This window comes from Flavobacterium sp. CHNK8 (genome assembly GCF_019774515.1).
Classification (GTDB): domain Bacteria; phylum Bacteroidota; class Bacteroidia; order Flavobacteriales; family Flavobacteriaceae; genus Flavobacterium; species Flavobacterium tiangeerense.
Window position 1 is genome coordinate 3,159,904 of the sequence record NZ_CP081492.1, and the last position, 21,934, is coordinate 3,181,837.

General features: G+C 34.0%; 20 protein-coding genes. 9 read left to right on the plus strand and 11 right to left on the minus strand.

The genetic code is table 11. The features are described 5' to 3' along the window. Positions 1-39: 39 nt before the first annotated feature. Both K5V07_RS13735 and K5V07_RS13740 read right to left on the minus strand, forming a co-directional pair. Positions 40-1,095: a cell wall metabolism sensor histidine kinase WalK gene (locus tag K5V07_RS13735; RefSeq protein WP_144889739.1), complete on the minus strand. Its 1,056-nt coding sequence runs from the start codon at positions 1,093-1,095 to the stop codon at positions 40-42. Next, on the minus strand, positions 1,096-1,779 hold the full coding sequence (locus K5V07_RS13740; protein ID WP_144889741.1) for a response regulator transcription factor: 684 nt from the start codon (positions 1,777-1,779) through the stop codon (positions 1,096-1,098). It abuts the gene before it with no gap. A 176-nt stretch (positions 1,780-1,955) separates the two neighbouring features. Here K5V07_RS13740 and K5V07_RS13745 point away from each other — a divergent pair, with 176 nt between their 5' ends. The 5 genes from K5V07_RS13745 (at position 1,956) to K5V07_RS13765 (ending at position 8,354) form a co-directional block, all read left to right on the plus strand. Next, positions 1,956-4,733 (plus strand): TonB-dependent receptor, encoded by a 2,778-nt coding sequence (locus K5V07_RS13745; protein ID WP_221917927.1) that lies wholly within the window; start codon positions 1,956-1,958, stop codon positions 4,731-4,733. Positions 4,734-4,872: 139 nt separating this feature from the next. Continuing rightward, on the plus strand, positions 4,873-6,078 hold the full coding sequence (locus K5V07_RS13750; RefSeq protein WP_221917928.1) for a hypothetical protein: 1,206 nt from the start codon (positions 4,873-4,875) through the stop codon (positions 6,076-6,078). Between the two features lie 102 nt (positions 6,079-6,180). Then, positions 6,181-6,522: a T9SS type A sorting domain-containing protein gene (locus K5V07_RS13755; RefSeq protein ID WP_221917929.1), complete on the plus strand. Its 342-nt coding sequence runs from the start codon at positions 6,181-6,183 to the stop codon at positions 6,520-6,522. A 131-nt stretch (positions 6,523-6,653) separates the two neighbouring features. Further along, positions 6,654-7,655, plus strand: coding sequence for an acyl transferase (locus K5V07_RS13760; RefSeq protein WP_221917930.1), 1,002 nt, complete (start codon positions 6,654-6,656; stop codon positions 7,653-7,655). A gap of 21 nt (positions 7,656-7,676) precedes the next feature. Further along, the gene (locus K5V07_RS13765; protein ID WP_221917931.1) at positions 7,677-8,354 is read left to right on the plus strand and encodes a hypothetical protein; all 678 of its coding nucleotides are present in this window, start codon (positions 7,677-7,679) and stop codon (positions 8,352-8,354) included. Positions 8,355-8,434: 80 nt separating this feature from the next. On the opposite strand, the gene tyrS is transcribed toward K5V07_RS13765, so the two are convergent. Then, positions 8,435-9,727 (minus strand): tyrosine--tRNA ligase, encoded by a 1,293-nt coding sequence (tyrS, locus tag K5V07_RS13770; RefSeq protein ID WP_221917932.1) that lies wholly within the window; start codon positions 9,725-9,727, stop codon positions 8,435-8,437. A 196-nt stretch (positions 9,728-9,923) separates the two neighbouring features. Here tyrS and K5V07_RS13775 point away from each other — a divergent pair, with 196 nt between their 5' ends. Further along, the gene (locus K5V07_RS13775; RefSeq protein WP_221917933.1) at positions 9,924-10,949 is read left to right on the plus strand and encodes an NAD-dependent epimerase/dehydratase family protein; all 1,026 of its coding nucleotides are present in this window, start codon (positions 9,924-9,926) and stop codon (positions 10,947-10,949) included. On the opposite strand, the gene K5V07_RS13780 is transcribed toward K5V07_RS13775, so the two are convergent. The 3 genes from K5V07_RS13780 to K5V07_RS13790 are packed head-to-tail and all read right to left on the minus strand — an operon-like array spanning position 10,946 to position 13,449. Next, a complete protein-coding gene (locus tag K5V07_RS13780; RefSeq protein ID WP_221917934.1) occupies positions 10,946-11,368 on the minus strand; it encodes a DUF4296 domain-containing protein in 423 nt (140 codons plus the stop codon). The two genes, K5V07_RS13775 and K5V07_RS13780, sit on opposite strands and share 4 nt — an antisense overlap. Before the next feature lie 5 nt (positions 11,369-11,373). Continuing rightward, a complete protein-coding gene (locus K5V07_RS13785; RefSeq protein ID WP_221917935.1) occupies positions 11,374-12,714 on the minus strand; it encodes a dihydroorotase in 1,341 nt (446 codons plus the stop codon). Positions 12,715-12,723: 9 nt separating this feature from the next. Next, on the minus strand, positions 12,724-13,449 hold the full coding sequence (locus K5V07_RS13790; protein ID WP_221917936.1) for a polyprenol monophosphomannose synthase: 726 nt from the start codon (positions 13,447-13,449) through the stop codon (positions 12,724-12,726). Positions 13,450-13,554: 105 nt separating this feature from the next. Between K5V07_RS13790 and K5V07_RS13795 the strand changes: the two genes are divergently transcribed. The 3 genes from K5V07_RS13795 (at position 13,555) to K5V07_RS13805 (ending at position 15,628) form a co-directional block, all read left to right on the plus strand. Beyond that, complete coding sequence (locus tag K5V07_RS13795; RefSeq protein ID WP_221917937.1) at positions 13,555-14,226, plus strand: DUF4271 domain-containing protein; 672 nt, start codon at positions 13,555-13,557, stop codon at positions 14,224-14,226. 12 nt (positions 14,227-14,238) lie between these two features. Further along, positions 14,239-14,988 carry a uroporphyrinogen-III synthase gene (locus K5V07_RS13800; protein WP_221917938.1) on the plus strand — a complete coding sequence of 250 codons (750 nt, stop codon included), beginning with the start codon at positions 14,239-14,241 and terminating at the stop codon, positions 14,986-14,988. 169 nt (positions 14,989-15,157) lie between these two features. Then, positions 15,158-15,628 (plus strand): Lrp/AsnC family transcriptional regulator, encoded by a 471-nt coding sequence (locus K5V07_RS13805; RefSeq protein ID WP_144889762.1) that lies wholly within the window; start codon positions 15,158-15,160, stop codon positions 15,626-15,628. 95 nt (positions 15,629-15,723) lie between these two features. Here the strand turns inward: K5V07_RS13805 and K5V07_RS13810 are convergent, their stop codons facing one another. The 5 genes from K5V07_RS13810 to K5V07_RS13830 form a co-directional block, all read right to left on the minus strand. Continuing rightward, positions 15,724-16,410, minus strand: coding sequence for a zinc metallopeptidase (locus K5V07_RS13810; protein ID WP_221917939.1), 687 nt, complete (start codon positions 16,408-16,410; stop codon positions 15,724-15,726). Positions 16,411-16,546: 136 nt separating this feature from the next. Next, positions 16,547-17,143, minus strand: coding sequence for a hypothetical protein (locus K5V07_RS13815; RefSeq protein WP_221917940.1), 597 nt, complete (start codon positions 17,141-17,143; stop codon positions 16,547-16,549). Beyond that, a complete protein-coding gene (locus K5V07_RS13820; RefSeq protein WP_182649620.1) occupies positions 17,133-17,603 on the minus strand; it encodes an RNA polymerase sigma factor in 471 nt (156 codons plus the stop codon). Before K5V07_RS13820 ends, K5V07_RS13815 begins: the two co-directional genes overlap by 11 nt. A gap of 2 nt (positions 17,604-17,605) precedes the next feature. Next, complete coding sequence (locus K5V07_RS13825; protein WP_221917941.1) at positions 17,606-18,454, minus strand: alpha/beta fold hydrolase; 849 nt, start codon at positions 18,452-18,454, stop codon at positions 17,606-17,608. Positions 18,455-18,641: 187 nt separating this feature from the next. Next, on the minus strand, positions 18,642-21,686 hold the full coding sequence (locus K5V07_RS13830; protein ID WP_221917942.1) for a leucine--tRNA ligase: 3,045 nt from the start codon (positions 21,684-21,686) through the stop codon (positions 18,642-18,644). Between the last annotated feature and the right edge of the window lie 248 nt (positions 21,687-21,934).

A 21,934-nucleotide genomic window follows, 5' to 3' on the forward strand; every position in this document is an offset into this window, starting at 1 on the left:
CCGACATTGTAGTCGGTTTTTTTTAATTTATGAGATTTATTATATCTCTTTAACTTTAGCCTTTTCAATTGTAAATGAAAATTCAGATCCCACTCCATAGGTACTATCAACATAGATTCTCTCTTCATGTGCCTCTATAATGTGTTTTACTATAGACAAACCTAGACCAGATCCACCCTCGGTTCTTGCACCACTTTTATCCACTCTATAGAAACGTTCAAAAAGTCTCGGGATATTTTTTTTCTCAATTCCTTCTCCGTTATCGGTCACCCTTACAATCACTTTTTCATCTGTTAAATCCTCTATACTTACTTCAGTTGAGCCCTTGAATTTACCGTATTTTATAGAATTCACAACCAGATTCATAACCACTTGCTGAATTTTGTCTTCATCACCATAAACCATTATGGGTCTATTATAACGCATATCAAACATAAGTAAAATATCTTTTTTGGATGCTTTCATTTCGAGCAAGTCAAAAACATTTTGAACCAATTTCACAATGTCAAATTCACCCATTTCAAGATTCAAATCTCCTATTTCCAGTTTTGAAATCATGTCAAGATCCTGTACGATATAGATTAATCTTTCTACACCTTTCTCGGCACGCTCTAGATATTTCTTTCTAATTGTTTTATCGTTCATCGCACCATCTAACAAGGTAGATAAGTATCCTTGTACAGTAAATAAAGGAGTCTTGAGTTCATGAGAAACGTTACCTAAAAATTCTCTTCGGTATTCTTCACGAACCTTTAGGGTTTCTATTTCTAGTTTTTTATCTGTTGCAAACTTTTTTACTTCACGAGTAAGCGTAGCCATATCAGTAGTGATTGGCTGGTTTCTAAAAGTACTAGACTCTAATAAAGAAACATCATCATATATTTTTTTTACTTTCTTGTAAATAAAACGCTCCACTCTATATTGTATCACTAAAAAAGAAAAAGTAGCTATTGAAAATGCAAAAAGCAGACTAAATTTAAAGGAAAAACTAAAAAAAAGATAGGTTAAAAAGCTAACTAAAATAGTAGAAAATATAGTAATATACAATGCTGACTTTACAGCAAAACGGTATGTTTTTTTAAAATTGATTGTCATTTACACCTCAAACTTATATCCTACACCTTTAATGGTTTTAAACAAATCTTCGCCTATTTTTTCGCGTAGTTTTCTAATGTGAACGTCTATAGTTCTTCCTCCTACAACTACTTCGTTACCCCAAACTTTATCAAGAATTTCATCTCTTTTAAAAACTTTGCCAGGCTTTGATGCCAATAAATAGAATAATTCAAATTCTTTTCTTGGCAGAGCAATTTCAATATTGTCTTTTACAATTTTATACTCTTCTCTATTGATTTCAATACCACCCACGTTGAGAGTTTCGCTATTAACCTCTTTTTCTTTTAACCTTCTTAACAATGCCTTTACCTTACTTACTAGCAATTTGGGCTTAATTGGTTTGTTAATATAGTCATCTGCGCCTGCATCAAAACCAGCAACTTGAGAGTAATCTTCGCTACGCGCAGTCAAGAAAGTAATTAATACATTATTTAATTCAGGTATTTTTCGAATGTTTTCGCAAGCTTCCATTCCGTCCATTTCTGGCATCATCACATCCATGATAATTAAATCTGGAATTTCTTTTTTGGCCACAGCAATTGCTTCTTTACCATTTGTAGCCGTAACAATTTGATACCCCTCTTGTGAGAGGTTGTATCCTACAATCTCGATAATATCCGGTTCATCATCAACCAGTAGAATCTTGGTGTTTTTTTTCTTCATAAGGGTTCAAAAATTATTTTTGAGATGTAAATGTAAACATAAAACCAGCATACGAAAGCTGTTAACTATAATTTAATGTTAGATGAATTTTGCAAACATAAACACAACATAAGGTTAACAAATGAGTAACTCAAGTTTTGCATTATGACCGTTACTTTGCAAAAAATTTAAACAAAATGAAATTCAAGTTATTATTTCTCACGTTATTACTTACAGCAATCTCTTACTCACAAAGTAAAGGTACCATTACTGGAACGTTAACAGACAAAGATGCTAATAATCAATCGTTACCATTTGCTAATGTCGTCATCAAAGGAACAGCAATAGGAACCAATACTGACGTAGATGGTAAATATACCATAAAAATCCAACCTGGAAGTTACACCTTACAACTAAGTTTTGTGGGTTATGAATCTATAGAAGTTCCTGTAACAGTAGTTGCAGATGAAACAGTAACAATCAATAAAGCACTAGGTTCTGGAAGTTACAAGCTTGAGGATGTTATTGTAAAAAGTAAAGGAAGTAGAGAAAAGGCTACTGTTCTTTTACTAGAACAAAAAAATGCAGTTGTAATTAAGCAATCGATAGGTGCACAAGAACTTTCGGCAAAAGGAGTAAGCGACGTAGAAGAAGGACTTACTAAAGTAACTGGAATTACCAAAGTAGACGGTAGAGGTTTATTTGTAAGAGGATTAGAGGATAGGTATAACAATTTATTAATTAATGACTTAGCAGTTCCATCAAACAATCCATTCAAAAAAATTATACCTTTAGACTTATTTCCAACCGATATAGTTGGGGTTATAGAAACTTACAAAACATTTAACACTAATTTATACGGAGATTTTGCAGGAGGAACTTTCAATATAGTTACTTCAAGAGGATCAAAAAACGTAACAAAAATTAATTTTGGAGCAGGATACACAACGAATAATAATTTACGCAAATTTTTAACATCTAAAGACGCAACTTCAACTGGAGACTTTTTTGGATTTTCTGGTAATGAAAGAGATTTTCCTAGCGTTTTAGGTAGTGTGCCTAGCAATCGTGTTTTAACAGCTGACGAATCACTAAAACAGTTTGGCTCAGGATATGATGTAGAGCAAAGTAAATCTCCATTGAACACTAGCATTGGTATTTTAAACTCCGCAAAGTTCACTGTAGGTAAAAACAATAACTCTTTGCAATACTTAATGTCATTTAATTTTGACAATAAATTTCAATATAGAGAAGGCGTTGATCGTTTTTTTAACATTGGACAAGGAATATATGACAACAATTTATATAATAAACAATATAAATACATCACCAATTCATCTGCTTTAGTTGGAGTAAACTATAAAACAGAAAGGTTAGACTTAACTTCAAATACTTTTTATTTGAAATCTACAGAAAATATGATTCAAGATCAATTGGGGTATACTAATGCAGCTCCAGTTAACAACAATGCCTTTATCCGTTTGAATCAACTTACACAAACTGATTTCTTGAATTCACAACTTTTAGGGAATTACAAACTATCTAAAGACGACAGAAAAAATATTAAAGCGGGAATTTCATTTACAAAAACAAGTTTCCAACTTCCTGACAGAAAATCATACAAAGGAGTTTTACTAGATGATAATACAACAGCTATAAGTTATACTGGAAATAGTTTATACAGACAAACTTTTGATGTAGACGGAAAATTTCATGTTTCTGGTTTACTTGAATACAGTTGGAAATTTGGTAAATCTGATACAAAAGACAATCATAAATTAACTGTAGGATATAATTCTTATGTAAACAGTATGGAATCTAGTTTCAGATTTTTGGTTTCTGAAAGACTACGATCAAATGCAACCACTTTCAGCACAAACTCTCCTGATGGCACTCTAGCAACGGCTATATCTAATGGTGATTTTACTTACAGAGAAGGTACTAACTCAACGTACAAAGCTAAGTTGTTTGAATTTGTAAATGCAGGTTATTCTGATTTAGCTTTAAAATTGAGTGAAGCTTCGGAGCTTAATGTTGGCGTAAGAGTGGAACAAAGCAGTAGAGAAACAAAATTTAGAAATCCAGGATCTTTCGATGATGCATTTCAGACAAAGACAGTAACAGGTCTTGACATTTTGCCATCGTTAAATATGAAATACAAATTTAACGACACTTCTAATTTAAGATTTGCAGCTTCAAAAACAATCACTAGACCAGTAATAATGGAGGCATATCCATTAGAATTTGTAAACTTAGATGGCACAATTGAAAACGGTAACACAAACATTATCAACAGCGATAATTATAATTTCGATTTGAAATACGAAATTTTCCCTACAGCTAAAGAATTAATGGCTGTTACTGCATTCTCCAAGTTAATTCAAAATCCTATTGAAAGATTGTTCACCCAATCTGCAGGTAGTGGGGGGCAGATTATTACTTACGACAACTCAGATAAGGCAGTTCTTTTAGGAGCTGAAGTAGAATTTCTAGTACAACTTGATCGTTTTTCTGATAAATTTAAAAATTTATCATTGGGCTTTAACACTTCCTTAATGTATTCGAAAGTAACAATTAGCAAAAAAAATGCTGCTGAAACTAATCCTGACAGACAACTTCAAGGTGCATCACCATGGTTAATTAATGCAGACTTAAAATACGATTTTGAGTTTTCAAAAAATTGGACAAACACTGCATCTCTTGTGTATAATGTATATGGTAAAAGAATATTTGCAGTAGGTACAAATGGATTAGACCACTATTACGAGCAACCATTCAGTAAACTTGATTTAGTATGGAGTAATAAAATAGGTAAAAAATGGGATGCTAAATTTTCGATTGATAACATCCTGAATCCTTTATACAGAATCAAATTAGGAGAAGAAAATAAAATTACAATTATTGAAAAAGACTTAACTGTAAAAGATTTTAAAAGAGGGACTGGCTTTTCTATGAATGTATCATATACATTTTAAAGTAACATTCTTAACACTAGAGTAATGTTTAAATAGCATTTTGATTAAGATTTGATAACAATTTGCATAGGTAATACACAAACATACAAGGTACTTTTACACCAAGAAATTAACATTAGAAAATTAAAAAAAATTTATTATGAAAAAGTTCGCATTAAGCTTAGCTTTTATTGCTGCAATCTTTACTTCTTGTTCAAGTGATGACACTACAGAAAACCCTGTAAAGACTCCAGTAACAGGTGAAATAACTGGTGATTTAACAGTTTCTAAAACGTATGCTTTTGGTAATTATACTCTTAAAGGCTTCGCAAAAGTTGCTTCGGGAGTAACTATTACATTTGAAGCTGGTTCAACTATAACAGCAGATCCAAGTAATGGAGAAGATGCTTTCGTAATCTTGAATGGTGGAAAATTAATTGCAATAGGTACTGCTGCAGAACCAATTGTATTTACTGCAACAACTAAAACTGCAGGATCATGGGGTGGTATTATCATGTATGGAGATGCTCCAATAGTGAACTCTGCAACAGCTGCTGCACCTCAAACTGCTACTTCTGAAGACGGTTTAGTATTACCTTATGGCGGATCTAATGCTACCCACAATGGTGGAACACTTAAATATGTTAGAGTTGAGTACGCTGGTCAAGTTATTACTCAAAATAACAAAGAACAAAACGGATTCTCTTTCTACTCTGTAGGATCAGGTACAATTTTAGAAAATCTAGTTTCTTACAAAGGTAATGATGATGGATTTGAGTTTTACGGTGGAACTGTAAGTTTGAAAAACGCAATTTCTTACGGAAACTCTGATGACGCTTTTGACTGGCAAGATGGATGGAAAGGTCAAGAAAGTACTAACTGGTACGCATACCAAGAAGGTGCAGCTAATTACGGAATGGAAATTGAAGCTAAAGGTGTTAATAACACATTTTTCCCAAAAGTAACTAACATCACATTGAAAAGAGCTGCTGGTACTGTAACAGAAGCACAAACAGAGATCCAATTAGACGCTATTCAGTTTAAAGCTGAAGGAAACGGTGATTACAGTAATATCCTTATTGACGGTTACAAAAATCAAACTACACCAACAACTAAAAATGGTGGAGTACTACAAATTAGAGATATAACTACATACAACAATCAAGTAGTAGGTGGTAAAATAAAATTGACAAACGTAACTATCAATAACTCTGATAATACATTTATATCGGGAGCAACAACATTTACAGTTAACGCAGCTAGCTTTAATCCTGCAACAAACTGGGGTGTAACAACTACAGCTACTGGAGCAAGCTTAACTGCTGGAAATTGGTCATCTGTTAATGGAGCAACATTAATCAAATAACCAACTCTTAAACAAATACAAAAATGCCTTTCATAACGAAAGGCATTTTTTTTGGTACACTATTTGAATTATTTTTGTATATTTACTATTCAAATAAATCTGATGGCAAAAAACTACTTTTATACAATTACTTTATTGGTCTTTTTATTCTCTGCAAGCACTAATGCGCAAGACAATAAACAGCAACCAAAATTACAAGAAACTGCCTCTACTATTGAGGGATTGAGCTTGTACCCAAATCCTGTGAGTAATGGTAAAGTCTACATTACTACTAAGAATGACCTTGATAAAGAAATCATAATTTTTGATGTACTCGGTAAAAAAGTTTTGCAAACCATGCTCAGCTCTAAAGAACTGAATGTATCTAATTTGTCTTCTGGAGTATACATTATAAAAATTAATGAAAAAGAAAGTTCTGCTACTCGAAAATTAATAATTCGGTAATTCATTCGAAATATAAAATTACAGCTCCATTTTTTGGAGCTTTTTTTTTAATACCAAATAGCATCCGTTTTCTAAAGACAGATAAACAAACGACCTTTTTAAATTTTTCATACTTTTGCAAAAAAAAATTCTTGATCACAACCACTGATATATTCACTATTTCTAGTCAAAAACAATTTGAAAAAATTGCTTTAAAAGTTTTTCGTTACCAATACGAAAACAACAAAGTATATCAGGAGTTTTGTAATTTTCTTAAAACAGATCCTCATAAAGTAAAATCAATACAACAAATTCCGTTTTTGCCTATACAGTTTTATAAGAGTCATGAAGTCCTCTCTAATACTGATGAAATTCAAGAAACCTTTACCAGCAGCGGAACAACCGGAATGATCACCAGCAAACACCTCGTTACTGATGTTACGTTATATGAAGAAAGCTACCGCAAAGGATTTTCAGAATTTTATGGTAACATTGAAGATTATGTAGTATTAGCTTTGCTTCCCTCCTATCTGGAAAGAGAGGGTTCATCCTTAATTTACATGGTCAAGGATTTAATTGAACTTTCCAATCATCCTGAAAGCGGTTTTTACCTCAACAATCACGATGAGTTGATTACGCAACTTATCACTTTAGAGAAAGCTAGTCAAAATGTAATTCTGATTGGTGTTACTTTTGCACTATTAGATTTGATAGAATATTCAAAATCAATTTCATTCCCCCTTTGGGGGTTAGGGGGCTCTACCATCATCATGGAAACCGGTGGTATGAAAGGACGAAGAAAAGAAATGATTCGGGAAGAACTGCACGATCAATTATGTGAAGGTTTTGGCGTAGCAGCCATACATTCTGAATACGGCATGACCGAATTACTATCGCAGGCCTATTCCTTAGGAAATGGCGTATTTGAATGCCCTGCTTGGATGCAAATCCTGGTTCGCGATACAGAAGATGCTTTGACTTATATTCCAGATGGAAAAACAGGTGGAATCAACGTGATTGATCTGGCCAATATCAATTCCTGTTCCTTTATAGCTACTCAGGATTTGGGCAAAAAAAATCCCAACAACTCTTTTGAGGTATTGGGACGTTTTGACAATTCAGATATTCGAGGGTGTAACTTGATGGTTCTTTAATCTTTAATAATTATTGGGAGCATGCGTACTTTATTTTCGGCACTTTTATTATTCACTAGTTTATGTAGCAATGCGCAAAACACCGATATAGAAGTTCAAATAGATTCTATAACGCATCAAGATCCTTCTACTAGCGAACGAATCTTCACGGTACATTACCACATCAAAAACAAAGCAAAAAGTCTTATTTCATTAGTTTTAAATACTAAAGAGTTACGGTCTAACATGTACAACAATTCGTCTTGGATACCCTCGTACAGGCTGTTTCAAGAAAAAAACATGATAGAAACGAATACTGTATTCGATTCTAAAAAAAGTGATGCGGTACTTAAAAAAATAATGCAAGACCTAGAAAATAATCGCAAAGGTTTAGCTGATTATTTACTGAAACAGCAAAAAGAATTAAAGATTAAAAGAAGTAAAAAAATCTTAGAAAGTATTGTTAAGTTTCAACCTAATGAAACAAAAAACTTTTCTGCAACATTGTCTTGGGATAAAAACCGGTATCACAAATTTGAAGACAATGAATATTTTTTAGACCAAAAAACAATTCATTATCTTGATTTGTTTTTGTATCTCAACAAAGAAGAACTAGTTTCAACTCTGCTCCCTGAAGATTTAAAAATCATACTTACCGATCCCACAATCGCTACAGGATGGATATACACTAACAAAGTAGAAATCAATTTTAGAGATTAAACCATATAAAAATTCCCAACAACTCATTGAGTTATTGGGAATTTTTTATAATTAGAATAGAGAATAATTTGTCTAACTCCTTAAACGACTCTCACTACAAAATAATTTTTCTTTCCGCTTTGCAACAATACAAATTGATTGTTGATTAAGTCTTTACTAGAAAGCACAAATTCTTCGGTAATTTTTTCACGGTTTACAGAAATAGAATTAGCTGTTAGAGCGCGTCTTGCTTCACCATTCGATTTTAGAAATCCTGTTTTTTCGTTTAAAACGTCAACAATATTGATTCCCGCTTCGATTTCGTTTCTGCTGATTTCTGCCTGAGGAACTCCTTCAAAAACATCTAAAAATGTTGCTTGATCCAATTGTTTTAAATCATCTGAAGTTGAATTTCCGAACAAAATATTCGATGCTTTAATCGCATTTTCTAAATCATCAGCTGAATGCACCATCACGGTAATTTCTTCGGCCAAACGTTTTTGTAACAAACGCATGTGTGGCGCTTCTTTATGTTTTTCAGTTAAATCTTCAATTTCTTCTTTCGATAAAAAAGTAAAAATTTTAATGTATTTCTCCGCATCCACATCAGATGTATTCAACCAATATTGGTAAAATTTATACGGAGAAGTTCTAGCCGAATCCAACCAAATATTCCCACCTTCGGATTTTCCAAACTTGGTTCCATCTGCTTTTGTAATCAACGGACACGTTAGAGCATAGGCTTTTCCGCTAGCAATTCTGCGCACTAATTCGGTTCCCGTGGTGATATTTCCCCACTGGTCACTTCCTCCCATTTGCAACGTACAACTCTTTTCTCTGTACAAATGCAAAAAATCATAACCTTGAACCAATTGGTACGTAAACTCCGTGAACGACATTCCTTCGGCAGCTTCTGATGACAAACGTTTTTTAACAGAATCCTTTGCCATCATATAATTGACAGTAATATGCTTACCCACATCACGAATGAAATCCAAAAAAGAGAAATTCTTCATCCAGTCGTAATTATTTACTAATTCAGCAGCATTTGGCGCAGCCGAAGTAAAATCTAGAAAACGAGACAATTGTCCTTTTATCGCCTCTTGATTGTGACGCAAAGTAGTTTCGTCCAATAAATTTCTTTCATTAGATTTACCAGATGGATCACCAATCATTCCTGTTGCGCCACCTACTAACGCAAGAGGTTTGTGCCCTGCAAGTTGAAAATGTTTAAGCAACATTACGCCCACTAAATGTCCTATATGCAATGAATCGGCAGTTGGGTCAATTCCCACATATGCCACGCGCATTTGTTCCATCAAATGTTCTTCTGTGCCCGGCATAACATCGTGGAGCATTCCTCTCCAAGTTACTTCTTCAATAAAATTCTTCATCTTTTTTAATCAATTTACTTTCTTCGGTTCAGCCAACATGGCTTGGTGATTACAAAGATAAGAATTTCAATGGCAATGGCAATTTCAACACTAATTTCTAAATTAAACACAAAAAATAATTTCAAAAAAAATTCAGATTTCTAATTTCGCTTAAAAATGGCATTGTCCTTGGCGTTGATTTTATTACTTTTACAATATGATTTTAGTCACAGGAGCAACCGGTTTAGTAGGCACACATTTATTGATTCATTTGATTGAAAATCAAAATAATGAAAGCATTACCATACGTGCTATTTATCGAAATATTGCATCAATCGAGAAAACAAAATCCTTATTTGCCTTTTACAAAAAAGAGTTCCTCTTGCAGCAAATTGAATGGGTTCCTGCAGATATAACCGATGTACCATCTTTAGAAATTGCTTTTCAAAATATTAAAACTGTTTACCATTGTGCTGCTCTAATATCATTTGATCCAAAGGACGAAAATAAACTCCGGAAAATAAATATTGAAGGAACCGCAAACGTGGTGAACTTTTGCATTGCTTATGGTATAGAAAAATTGTGCTTTATAAGTTCAATAGCAACACTTGGTGATTTGTTACCCCACGAAAAATACATTTCAGAAGAAACAGAATGGAACCCAGAACAAAACCATAGTGACTATGCCATTTCTAAATACGGTGCTGAAATGGAAGTATGGCGAGGTCACCAAGAAGGTTTAGATGTTATAATTATTAATCCAGGAGTTATTCTGGGACCTGTGCTAGATCACAAAGATTGGGAACAAGGAAGTGGCCAATTATTAACTCAAGTAAAAAATGGATTAAAATATTATACAAAAGGCACTTCTGGCTTTATTGCCGTTATAGATGTCGTAAAAATAGCCATGAGTCTTATGGAAAGCACAATAAAAAACGAACGTTTTATTGTTATTGCTGAAAATATAACCTTTCAAGATGTACTTAATACTATGGCCGATGCATTGCATGTAAAAAGACCCAACACGCATGCAAGCCCATTTTTAATGGAAACTTTATGGCGTTTAGACTGGTTATCATCTGTTGTTTTTAGAACTAAAAGAAAGTTATCTAAAATCACAGCAAAGGCAACCTACACCCAAAATACCTATTCAAACCACAAAATAAAACAGCAACTCAATTTTAATTTTACGGCTGTACAACCCTATTTACAATCGATTATTAAACCGATAAAGAAGATTTAATTTACTGTTGCCGTATCAGTGCTAGCAGCAGTTTTAATTTTATTTTTTTTGGACTTAGCTTTCTTATCGTCAATTTTAGCTTGAGTCTCTGCTTTTTTAACATCGGCTTCTAAACGTTTTATTACTTTCTCAAACATGGATTTGTACAGTTCATCATCAGCGGCGTAGTACTTGTTGTTTTTCATATACTGTATACTATCTACCTTATACTTTTTTAAAATAAAAGCACTTGCATTGATTTTAAAAGAATCTAAAGAGGCCGGGTTTTGGTATTTTATGGCTTCTAAAACTGACAAATCATACATGATATCTACCATAACACCTTTCTCTATGAGCTTTTCAGGTTCAGGAATGCCATTATGGTCTTTACAACTCAATAAAAGAAGAAAAAATATTACGGAGATACAGTGTTTAATCATGATAATTATCTTTCAAATTCTAAACGTTTTCCTGCGCGAATGTCCTTTACCTTGAATGCATTGTAAACTAATTGTCCATTTACAAAAGTATGAGTAATTCTGGATTTAAATGTAAATCCTTCAAAAGGAGACCAACCACATTTAGCCAAAATATTTTCTTTTTTTACGCTCCAAGGCAAACCTGCATTAACAATAACTAAATCAGCAAAATATCCTACTTTAATGAAGCCTCTTTTGTGGATTTTGAAAATCTTAGCTGGATTATGACACATTTTTTCAACAATTTTCTCCACGCTAATTTTACCTTGATGGTGTGCTTCAAACATGGCTACTACTGCGTGTTGCACTAATGGCCCTCCTGATGGTGCATCCAGATATGATTTTTGTTTTTCCTCTAGTGTATGCGGTGCATGATCTGTTGCAATCACATCAATTCTATCGTCAAGCAAAGCTTCCCACAACACTTTACGGTCATGAGCTGTTTTAACGGCTGGGTTCCATTTAATCAAATTTCCTTTTGTAGCATAATCATCATTGGTAAACCATAAATGATGAATACAAACTTCGGCAGTAATTTTCTTTTCTTCTAACGGAATTTTATTGGTAAACAATTCCATTTCTTTTGCCGTAGAAAGATGAAAAATATGCAATCTAGCACCTGTTTTTTTGGCAAGAGCCACTGCTTTTGAAGAGGAAATGTAACACGCTTCTTCACTTCGGATTAAGTGATGGGCTGATACTGGTATGTCCTCTCCATACAATTCTTTATACTGAGCTAAATTAGTGCGTATTGTAGCCTCGTCTTCGCAGTGTACGGCAATCAACAAGGAAGTACTTGAAAATATTTTTTCGAGTGTAGCTTCATTATCTACTAACATGTTTCCGGTTGAAGACCCTAAAAAGATCTTGATTCCAGCAACATTTTTAGGATTAGTTTTTAAAACTTCTTCTAAATTATCATTTGTAGCTCCCATCATAAAAGAATAATTGGCAAATGATTTCTGGGAAGCCAAAACGTATTTTTGTTCTAATATTTCTTGCGTTACCGCATTAGGTACTGTATTAGGCTGCTCTATATAAGTGGTGATTCCGCCTGCTACAGCTGCTCGCGACTCTGATTCTATATCGCCTTTGTGCGTAAGTCCTGGTTCTCTAAAATGTACTTGATCATCAATTGCTCCAGGAATTAAAAAATTCCCTTCGGCATCAATAATTTTACAATCAGAAGATTTAGCGCTAATACTTTCGGCTATCTCAACAATGATTTCGTTTTCAATTAACACATCCCCTTCAAAAACTACCCCTTCATTTACAATTTTGGCGTTCTTAATTAAAATCTTGTTCATATTTCTTTTCTATAATGTGTTAATCATTTTTTTAAATCTCAAAGCAATTACACCAAATACGGCTTCAACAATGATGGAATTACTCATCTTAGATTGCCCTTTTGTTCGGTCTGTAAAGATAATAGGAACCTCAACAATTTCAAATTTCTTGCAGTAGGTTCGGTATTTCATTTCTATTTGAAATGCATAACCCACAAATCGTATTTTATCTAAATTGATTTCCTCAAGTACTTTTCGCTTATAGCAAACAAAACCTGCGGTGGCATCATGAATTTTCATTCCAGTAACCCAACGCACATATACTGATGCAAAATAAGACAACAATACCCTACTCAATGGCCAGTTTACCACATTTACACCCGTTACATAACGAGAACCAATTGCTAAATCGGCATCGCCAAAATGACAAGCGTTATATAGTTTTTCTAAGTCTTTTGGGTCGTGAGAGAAATCTGCATCCATTTCAAAAATGAATTCGTATTGATGACGCAATGCCCATTTAAATCCGTGTACATACGCTGTACCTAAACCTGATTTTTTTTCTCTTTTTTCAAGAAATAAACGGCCTTCAAATTCTTTTTGGAGAAGCACTACTTTATCCGCAGTATAATCTGGAGAGTTATCATCAATTATTAAAACATGAAAAAGCTTGTGTTGTGATAGCACAGCTCTTATGATACTTTCAATGTTTTCAATTTCGTTATAGGTAGGGATTATAACTATACAATCGTTCATTTTTTTCAACTAAATTCAGTGCAAAAGTAACCATTTTATGCCATTTCAACCTTAATAAAATTATAATAAAAAGAATGATATAAAAATTAGTAATTTTGCAAGGCTATGATTGAAACCGTACTTCATCCAAGAATCATTGAGAACAAAGATTGGGCTACAGCACTATTTGTTCTTTCATTTGCTATAATAGCAATCACTAAATCAGTATTTGAAAATAGATTTGGTGAGTTTGCCAATCTCATTTTTTCTAATAAATACATTAAAATTTACCGTGACAGCAGTCATTTAATGAGTAGTTTTACTGTTGCGCTATTTTTTGTACAAATCATTTCGTTTGCTTTTTTTATCTTAATTGCGTTAAGCCAGTTTGGTTATGCCTCGAAAACAGATTGGATCTTGTACATCCAAATTGTCACTTTTTTGATATTTTTTATCCTATCGAAATACCTCATCGAAAAAATCATTGCTACATCTTTCAATATTGAAGAATTCATGGAGCAATTTAACCTTCAAAAAGTTACCTACAGAACGTATATAGGACTCTTAATACTTCCTATTAACATTATTTTATTCTATTACGATACAATTTCAAGAAATTTTCCTTTAGCTATAATTGCTATAATATTGATAGCCAATGTACTAACCTATTTGATTTCAATAAAAAATTATCAAAATATAATATTCGGTAAGTTGTTTTATTTTATTTTATATCTTTGCGCCTTTGAAATAGCACCCTATTATTTTATGTATTATTGGTTTACAAAAGGGGTTGCTTAGAAAACGTTAAATATGAAAGTGAAAACAATTTTGGTGTCACAACCCGAGCCTAAAGTGGAAAATTCTCCTTACTTTGAACTTCAACAAAAACACAAAGTAAAAATTGATTTCAGACCTTTTATTCACGTAGAAGGAGTAAATGCCAAAGAAATTCGACTACAAAAAATCGATCTTAACCATTACACGGCAATTATTTTAACGAGTAAAAATGCGGTTGATCATTTCTTTAGAGTAGCTGATGAAATGCGCTATAAAGTTCCTGAGGGATTAAAGTATTTTTGTCAATCTGAAGCTATTGCTTTTTACCTACAAAAATACGTGGTATACCGTAAACGTAAAATTTACGTAGGACCAAAAGACTTTGCTGATTTATCTCCGCTGATAAAAAAATACAAAGACGAAAAATTCTTATTACCGGCTTCGGATCAATTAAATGCTGATGCACCAATAACGCTAAACGCTTTAAAGGTTGATTGGACTCCTGCTGTTTTTTACAAAACGGTAATGAGCGACTTATCTGATCTTGCTGATGTCTATTATGATATACTGGCTTTCTTCAGTCCTACCGGAATAAAATCATTGTTTATGAATTTCCCTGGTTTTGAGCAAAACAATACACGCATAGCAGTTTTTGGAAGTACAACACAAAAAGAAGCACTAGATCATGGTTTAAGAGTTGACATATTAGCTCCTACACCAGCAACGCCTTCTATGACTATGGCTTTGGAAAAATACATTACCGAAGCTAATAAAGGAAAATAATTTTTTTTACAACATACACATTAAAGCCATTCAAAATCTGAATGGCTTTTTTTATATCAATACATTACCCACTACATTTCTTTAATCAACATTGCTCATAATAGTATTTGTTGTAAATTTGGTTTTCAAAATAAACCAAACATCATCATCTTGTTTAAATTTATAAGCTATGAAAATAAATTCCTTAGTCGTAGAAATTGACGGAATTGATAAAGAAATTCTACGTGACCTCATGGAAGATGCTAGAAAACCTATTCTACAAATTGCGAATAAAATAGGAATTTCAGGAGCTGCCATTCACCAGCGTTTGCGAAAACTAGAACAATCGGGTGTTATATCTGGATCTAAATTCACGGTAAACAATAAAGTACTCGGTTACAATACGATGGCTTTTGTAGGTGTATATCTAGACAAGGCCGCAAGAAACGCTGAAGCAGTGCGTGATTTAAAAAAAATTCCTGAAGTTCTTGAATGTCACTACACCACGGGAAACTGGTCTATATTAATTAAAATTATTTGTAAAGACAACGAACATTTAATGCACTTACTCAATACTAAAATTCAAGCTATTGAAGGTGTTTCTAGAACTGAAACGTTTATTTCATTAGACCAGCAAATAGATCGACAAATACAACTTTGAGGAAAGTGAGTTGTGAGTTGTTAAATATAAAAAAATCCAAACTCCATTGAAATTGGAATTTGGATTTTTTTATTAATTATATTAAAGTTGGAGAATTAGTCTCTTCTTCCTCCCATATATATTGAAATATAATAAAGCAACGTTGCTATAGAACCTAATGCGGCTACAACATACGTTCTGGCTGCCCATTTTAAAGAATCTTTGGCACCAGCCTGTTCTTGAGGCGTAAGCATTCTTTTGTTTTCTAACCAAGCCAAAGCACGATTACTAGCATCATATTCTACTGGCAAAGTAACAATTGAAAATAAAGTGGTTGCTGCAAAAATAATAATCCCTACTAATAACAAACCCGGAAAGGTCTTGATCATTAAAATTCCAGCCAGTAAAATCCACTGCATATAACTGGAGGCTACGTTTACAACAGGAACTAGTTTAGATCTCATAGTAAGCCATTGGTAACCCTCAGCATGTTGTACTGCGTGTCCACATTCATGAGCGGCTACGGCAGCAGCAGCGGCATTGCGCTGGTTGTAAACGGCTTCACTTAGATTTACCGTTTTGTCTGCAGGATTGTAATGATCTGTCAAACGCCCTGGAGTAGAAATCACTCTCACATCTCTGATTCCGTTATCTGCTAGCATTTTCTCAGCTATTTCAGCACCTGACATCCCATTTTGCAAATGTAATTTTGAGTAGTGTTCAAATTTGCTTTTAAGTCTTGAACTAACTAACCAACTAAAAAGCATTATTGCTCCAGCTAGAATTAAATAACCCATTCCCATATCTTTGTTTTTTATATTTTTATAAAGTTAATAAAGAAATAGCAAAATTTGAACCACTTTTTGTTAATGTCAATGTGACATTTGTTAAAAAAAAATCTAGTAAGAAATGGAAACAAATTAATTTTCCAAATTGAAGCTACGCCTCTGTCTCTAATTGATCATTAATTCTTTGAAATTTATCAATCAAATTATCTATTTTCAAATTTTCCTTAACTATTTGTCTAGGACGTAAGTAAAACCAAACAAATGCACCCCAAAAAAATGTAATTGTATAAGCAAAAATTCCCCAGAACAGAGCCATCATAGCTGTGTATTCATACATATATAAACACAGTCCGAATCCGAGAACTAAAAAGTAAATACTTAACATTTTGGACTGCAGGAACTTTTGTTTGGTTTTAATCGCTATTAATTTTTGCAAATATGCCGCATTACTATCGGTGTTATCTATTGCTTTATATGCATCAAACAATTTATTATACACAAATAGATAGATCGCCATTATAGCAACATTCAAAACGATTCCTATTTTGGTTGAAACCCATTGGGGTTGGTAATAAAACCAAATCAAAAGTATCAATACGCAAGTTGCGATAAGCATCACATTCGTAAGTATTAATCTTCGGAGACTAGTTTTCTTAAAATGTTTTAGCTTGTCCATCAACTCGTTTATATCGGGCTGAGTTATCGATTGCTTTTTCCATAAGTCTTTAAAATCTATATTATTTTCCATGTTCTTGAAATTTGTGAGTCAATTTCTCTTTTATTCTATGAATTTTTACTCTGATATTAGCTTCAGAAAGCCCAACGATTTTTGCTATTTCAGCCTGTTTAACATCTTCGAGTTCGAGTGAGATAATAATACGATCGGTTTCTGGCAGTTCAGCAATGCATTGGTATAAAAACTGAATCTGCGGTTCCAATGAATTGTGCTTTTCTTCGGTGATGTTTATGGGAAGTTCCGCTTTTGGGAACCGATTTTCTTTTTCGATCTGCCTCAGACAATTGTTCGATGCTATTCGGAAAATCCAAGTCCCGATGCTGGATTCATTTCTAAATGTTTCTAGTTTTTGCCAAACAATGATAAATGTTTCCTGAGCAAGGTCCTGCGCAATGTCATAATCATTGACATACCCCATGCACAAGCGAAAAATCTTGTCCCAATAGGTTTTATAAATTGCTTCAAACTCCATTCTTATAATTTTATAAAGTTATTCAGCTGCTCCAAATACCATGCTGTATCATCATACATAATAAAGTGTAAGCCTTTGTTTGCATACTGAAAATTGGCAGTTTTTAAGTTTTTATACTGCGCTTCAATAGGTTCTTTGAAATTTGAAAAACCAAATTCTAAGAAGATCAATGAAGGACATTTTATGGACGCAATTTTCTCTCTCAAATCAGTATTTGAAAAATCACAATACATTTGACTAAACGTTTTTCTATCCGATTTCATACTCCAACTTATTGCTTCATCTTGCTTGGAAGGATTAGCCAGCAGCATTGCCATATTTCTTTTTTGCATTTGAAGAAACTCCTCTTCAGACATAGCGCCTATCTGATTGAGCATTGGACTGCAGTCATTATTTTCTTGTGATTTAAAAGAAGGATCTCTCAAAGCGGCCAAACAAGGTAGCGCATCGACAACAACAATCCTGCTGATCAGTTCCGGATAATCAGATGCTATCGCAAGCGCAAGTCCGCCACCCATGCTGTGTCCCACTATAATTGGTTTTTCAATTTTATAGGCTTTTATATAATTGACAATCTCTGTTTCCCAATTTTTGAATGAAGCATTCGGCTGTGGTTTAACTCCCGCAAAACCTGCCATAGTAAATGTATAACAAGTAAATTTTTTTTCAAAATTAGATTTTGTTTCATTCCAGACATCGCCAGAACTGGCAAAACCAGGTAGGAAGATTATGGCTTGTTTGCCTTTTCCTGTTTTTAGAACTTCAAACGGATACGATTTTGTTTGCCCAAACACATTTAAATACAATGCTGAAAATAATAGTGCGGTAACTACGAAGATATACTTTTTCATTTTTAATAGTTTTAAGTTGATAATTAATCGGATCCGCCATTTGGATACGAGAACTATTAAAATGTTACAAAAGTTTTAAAAAAAATTCAAACTACTAGATTTGAAGAAAATATCGCAAAAAAAATTCCAAACCCAATCGTGAAATTGGAATTTGGAATTTTAAATTTTAAATATTGAAATTGATAGGCTATCCCACCAAGTTAATTATTTTCCCCGGAACAATGATCACCTTGTTTGGTGTTTTACCATCTAATTGCTTGATGGTTCTTTCGTCTTTCATTACGATTTCCTCGATTTGTGCTGCGGTTAAATCCAAAGGTAAAACTAGGGTGAAACGCATTTTACCGTTGAAAGAAACCGGATATTCTTTCTCACTTTCTACCAAATGTTTTGGATCAAAAACCGGGAAAGGCACCGCTGCTATCGAACCTTCATGACCTAGCAAAGACCATACTTCCTCAGCAATGTGAGGCGCGTACGGCGAAATTACAATTGCTAAAGGTTCTAAGATATCACGAGAATGACAGTTTTGAGCAGACAATTCGTTCACACAAATCATAAACTGTGAAACCGAAGTGTTGAAAGAGAATCCTTCAATATCCTCAGCTACTTTCTTGATGGTTTTATGCAATGATTTCAAGTTGTCTTTCGTTGGTGCGTCATTGGTAACAATCAAACCATTTTCATCGAAATACAAACGCCATAATTTTTTCAAGAAACCAAAAACTCCGGAAATTCCTGCTGTGTTCCAAGGTTTCGCTTGTTCCAATGGTCCTAAAAACATTTCATACAAACGCAAGGTATCGGCTCCATATTCTTCGCAAATAGTATCTGGAGTCACGACATTGTATTTGGATTTTGACATTTTTTCGACTTCTCTTTTAACTATATAGTCTTCATCTTCGTGAAGAAAAGGAATATCTTTATATAGTGGCATCCAATTTCTTAACTTCGCTTTATCAATAACATTAGATGTTCCGATTAATAGAGAAATATCAACTCTTGTTTTCATTATACTTTCAGCGGAGTAATAAATTTGAATGTTATTCAATCCAGAAATTTTATTTTTAATCCATTCATCTACAAGGGTATTATTTCCATTAATTCTTATATCATTATAAATTTCCTCACTTATTACAAGAGATTTTGGCGAGGTAGCTGCTTCTAATAAATTTTCAATATTGCTGTTATTTGAGTCATTTTCATTTAAAAACGAATTACTTAAAGTTGTTTTGGAGCGCAAGATAACAAGATAAACAAAAGCACTTTCCCCCAAAATCATCCCTTGATTGATCAGTTTTTTGAATGGTTCTTCAGTTGGAGCAAAGCCTTTATCTTTTAGGAATTTATTCCAAAAACGAGAGTACAACAAGTGACCAGTTGCGTGTTCGCTTCCGCCAATGTATAAATCTACGCTTTCCCAATAGGCTAGCGCTTCTTGGCTTGCAAATTCGGTTTCGTTGTGCGCATCCATATAACGCATCCAATAATACGAACTTCCCGCCCAACCTGGCATAGTATTCAATTCAAGAGGAAAAATAGTTGTATCATCAACCAAACTCGTTTCGACCACTTTATTTTTTACACTGTCCCAAGCCCAAACTGCCGCGTTTCCTAAAGGCGGTAGACCGTCTTCGGTTGGTAAATATTTCTCTACTTCGGGTAAAATGATAGGCAAATGCTGCCCATCAATCATTTGCGGCAAGCCATTTACATAATATACTGGGAAAGGCTCTCCCCAATAACGCTGGCGAGAGAAAACCGCATCACGCAAACGGTAATTGATTTTCCCTTTTCCTTGGTTTATTTTTTCTAGTTCTTCAATTACTTTTTGAGTTCCTTTTTTATAGTCTAATCCATTTAAAAAATCAGAATCGACCAATTGAAACCCCTCTTTGGCTCCGTAAGCCGCTTCCGAAATGTCTTGATCAAAGATATTTTTGATGGCTGGCATTCCGTTTTGCCCTTTGAAGAAATTCGCAAAAGCATAATCTCTCTCGTCTCCACAAGGAACCGCCATAACTGCGCCTGTCCCGTATCCTGCCAAAACATAATCACCAATCCAAACTGGAATCGGTTCTTTCGAAAAAGGATGTTCTGCAAAAGCTCCTGTGAATACTCCTGAAATGGTTTTCACATCAGCCATACGTTCTCTTTCGGAACGTTTTGACGTTTTTTCGATATAAGCATCTATTTCTGCCTTTTGTTCTGCAGTGGTAATTTGAGAAACCAATTCGTGTTCCGGAGCCAAGGTCATGAACGTAACTCCAAAAATAGTATCGGGCCTTGTTGTAAAAACCGCAATTTTAGAATCAGAATTCTGAACGTTAAATTCTACAGTCGCACCAACCGATTTCCCAATCCAGTTTCTTTGACTTTCTTTAATACTTTCGCTCCAGTCAATATCATTTAAACCTTGCAACAAACGTTCTGCATAAGCTGAAATGCGCATGCTCCACTGGGTCATTTTCTTGCGAACTACTGTAAATCCACCACGTTCCGAAACTCCATTTACAATTTCATCGTTGGCCAAAACCGTTCCTAATCCTGGACACCAGTTAACTTCCGTCTCCGCCAAATACGTCAATCGGTATTGCAAAAGGATTTTCTCCTGAGTATCTTTTGCGAAAGCGTTCCATTCTTCGGCCGAAAAAGGATCTACATTTTCATCACAAACTGCATTGACAGTTGCATTACCTTCTTTTTCAAATAAGGCAATTAGGGTTGAAATATCTTCTGCTTTATCGCTGTTTTTATTGTACCAAGAATTGAATAATTGGATAAAAATCCATTGTGTGTGCTTGTAATAATCAGGATTTGAAGTACGCACTTCGCGACTCCAATCAAAAGAGAATCCTATTTTGTCCAATTGCTTTCTGTAACCTGCAATTTGGTTTCCTTCTTTGTCCACACCACCGTCAATATTCACACGAGTGGTATCCTCTGGACGCTGACCGGTTTGAATAGCGTATTGCTCAGCAGGCAAGCCAAAACTATCGTAACCCATAGGATGCAATACATTAAACCCTTGGTGTCTTTTGTACCTAGCAAATACATCAGAGGCAATATATCCTAGCGGATGCCCTACGTGTAAGCCCGCTCCAGATGGATAAGGAAACATGTCAAGAACGTAATATTTAGGCTTATCAGCGTTGTTTTCGGCTTTGAATGTTTGGTTTTCTTGCCAGTATTTTTGCCATTTGGCATCAATTTCGTTGGGATTGTATTTCATTCCTTTTTTTATTGTTTTTTAATTGAGTCATGCTCTCGTAAACTCAAGTCATTCCTATTTTTTATTTTTGTTTAAATGGAGTCATGCTCTCGTAAACTCAAGTCATTTTTATAAAGTTCTGAGCAACTGAGTAACAAAGGTTCTAAGTTTTATTGCGATGACTATTTTTAGGTGCCAAATTTACGTTTATTGTACGAAAGTTAAAACTTTGAGCGTTATTAACTTTAAATAAAGAATTTCTTTATTAT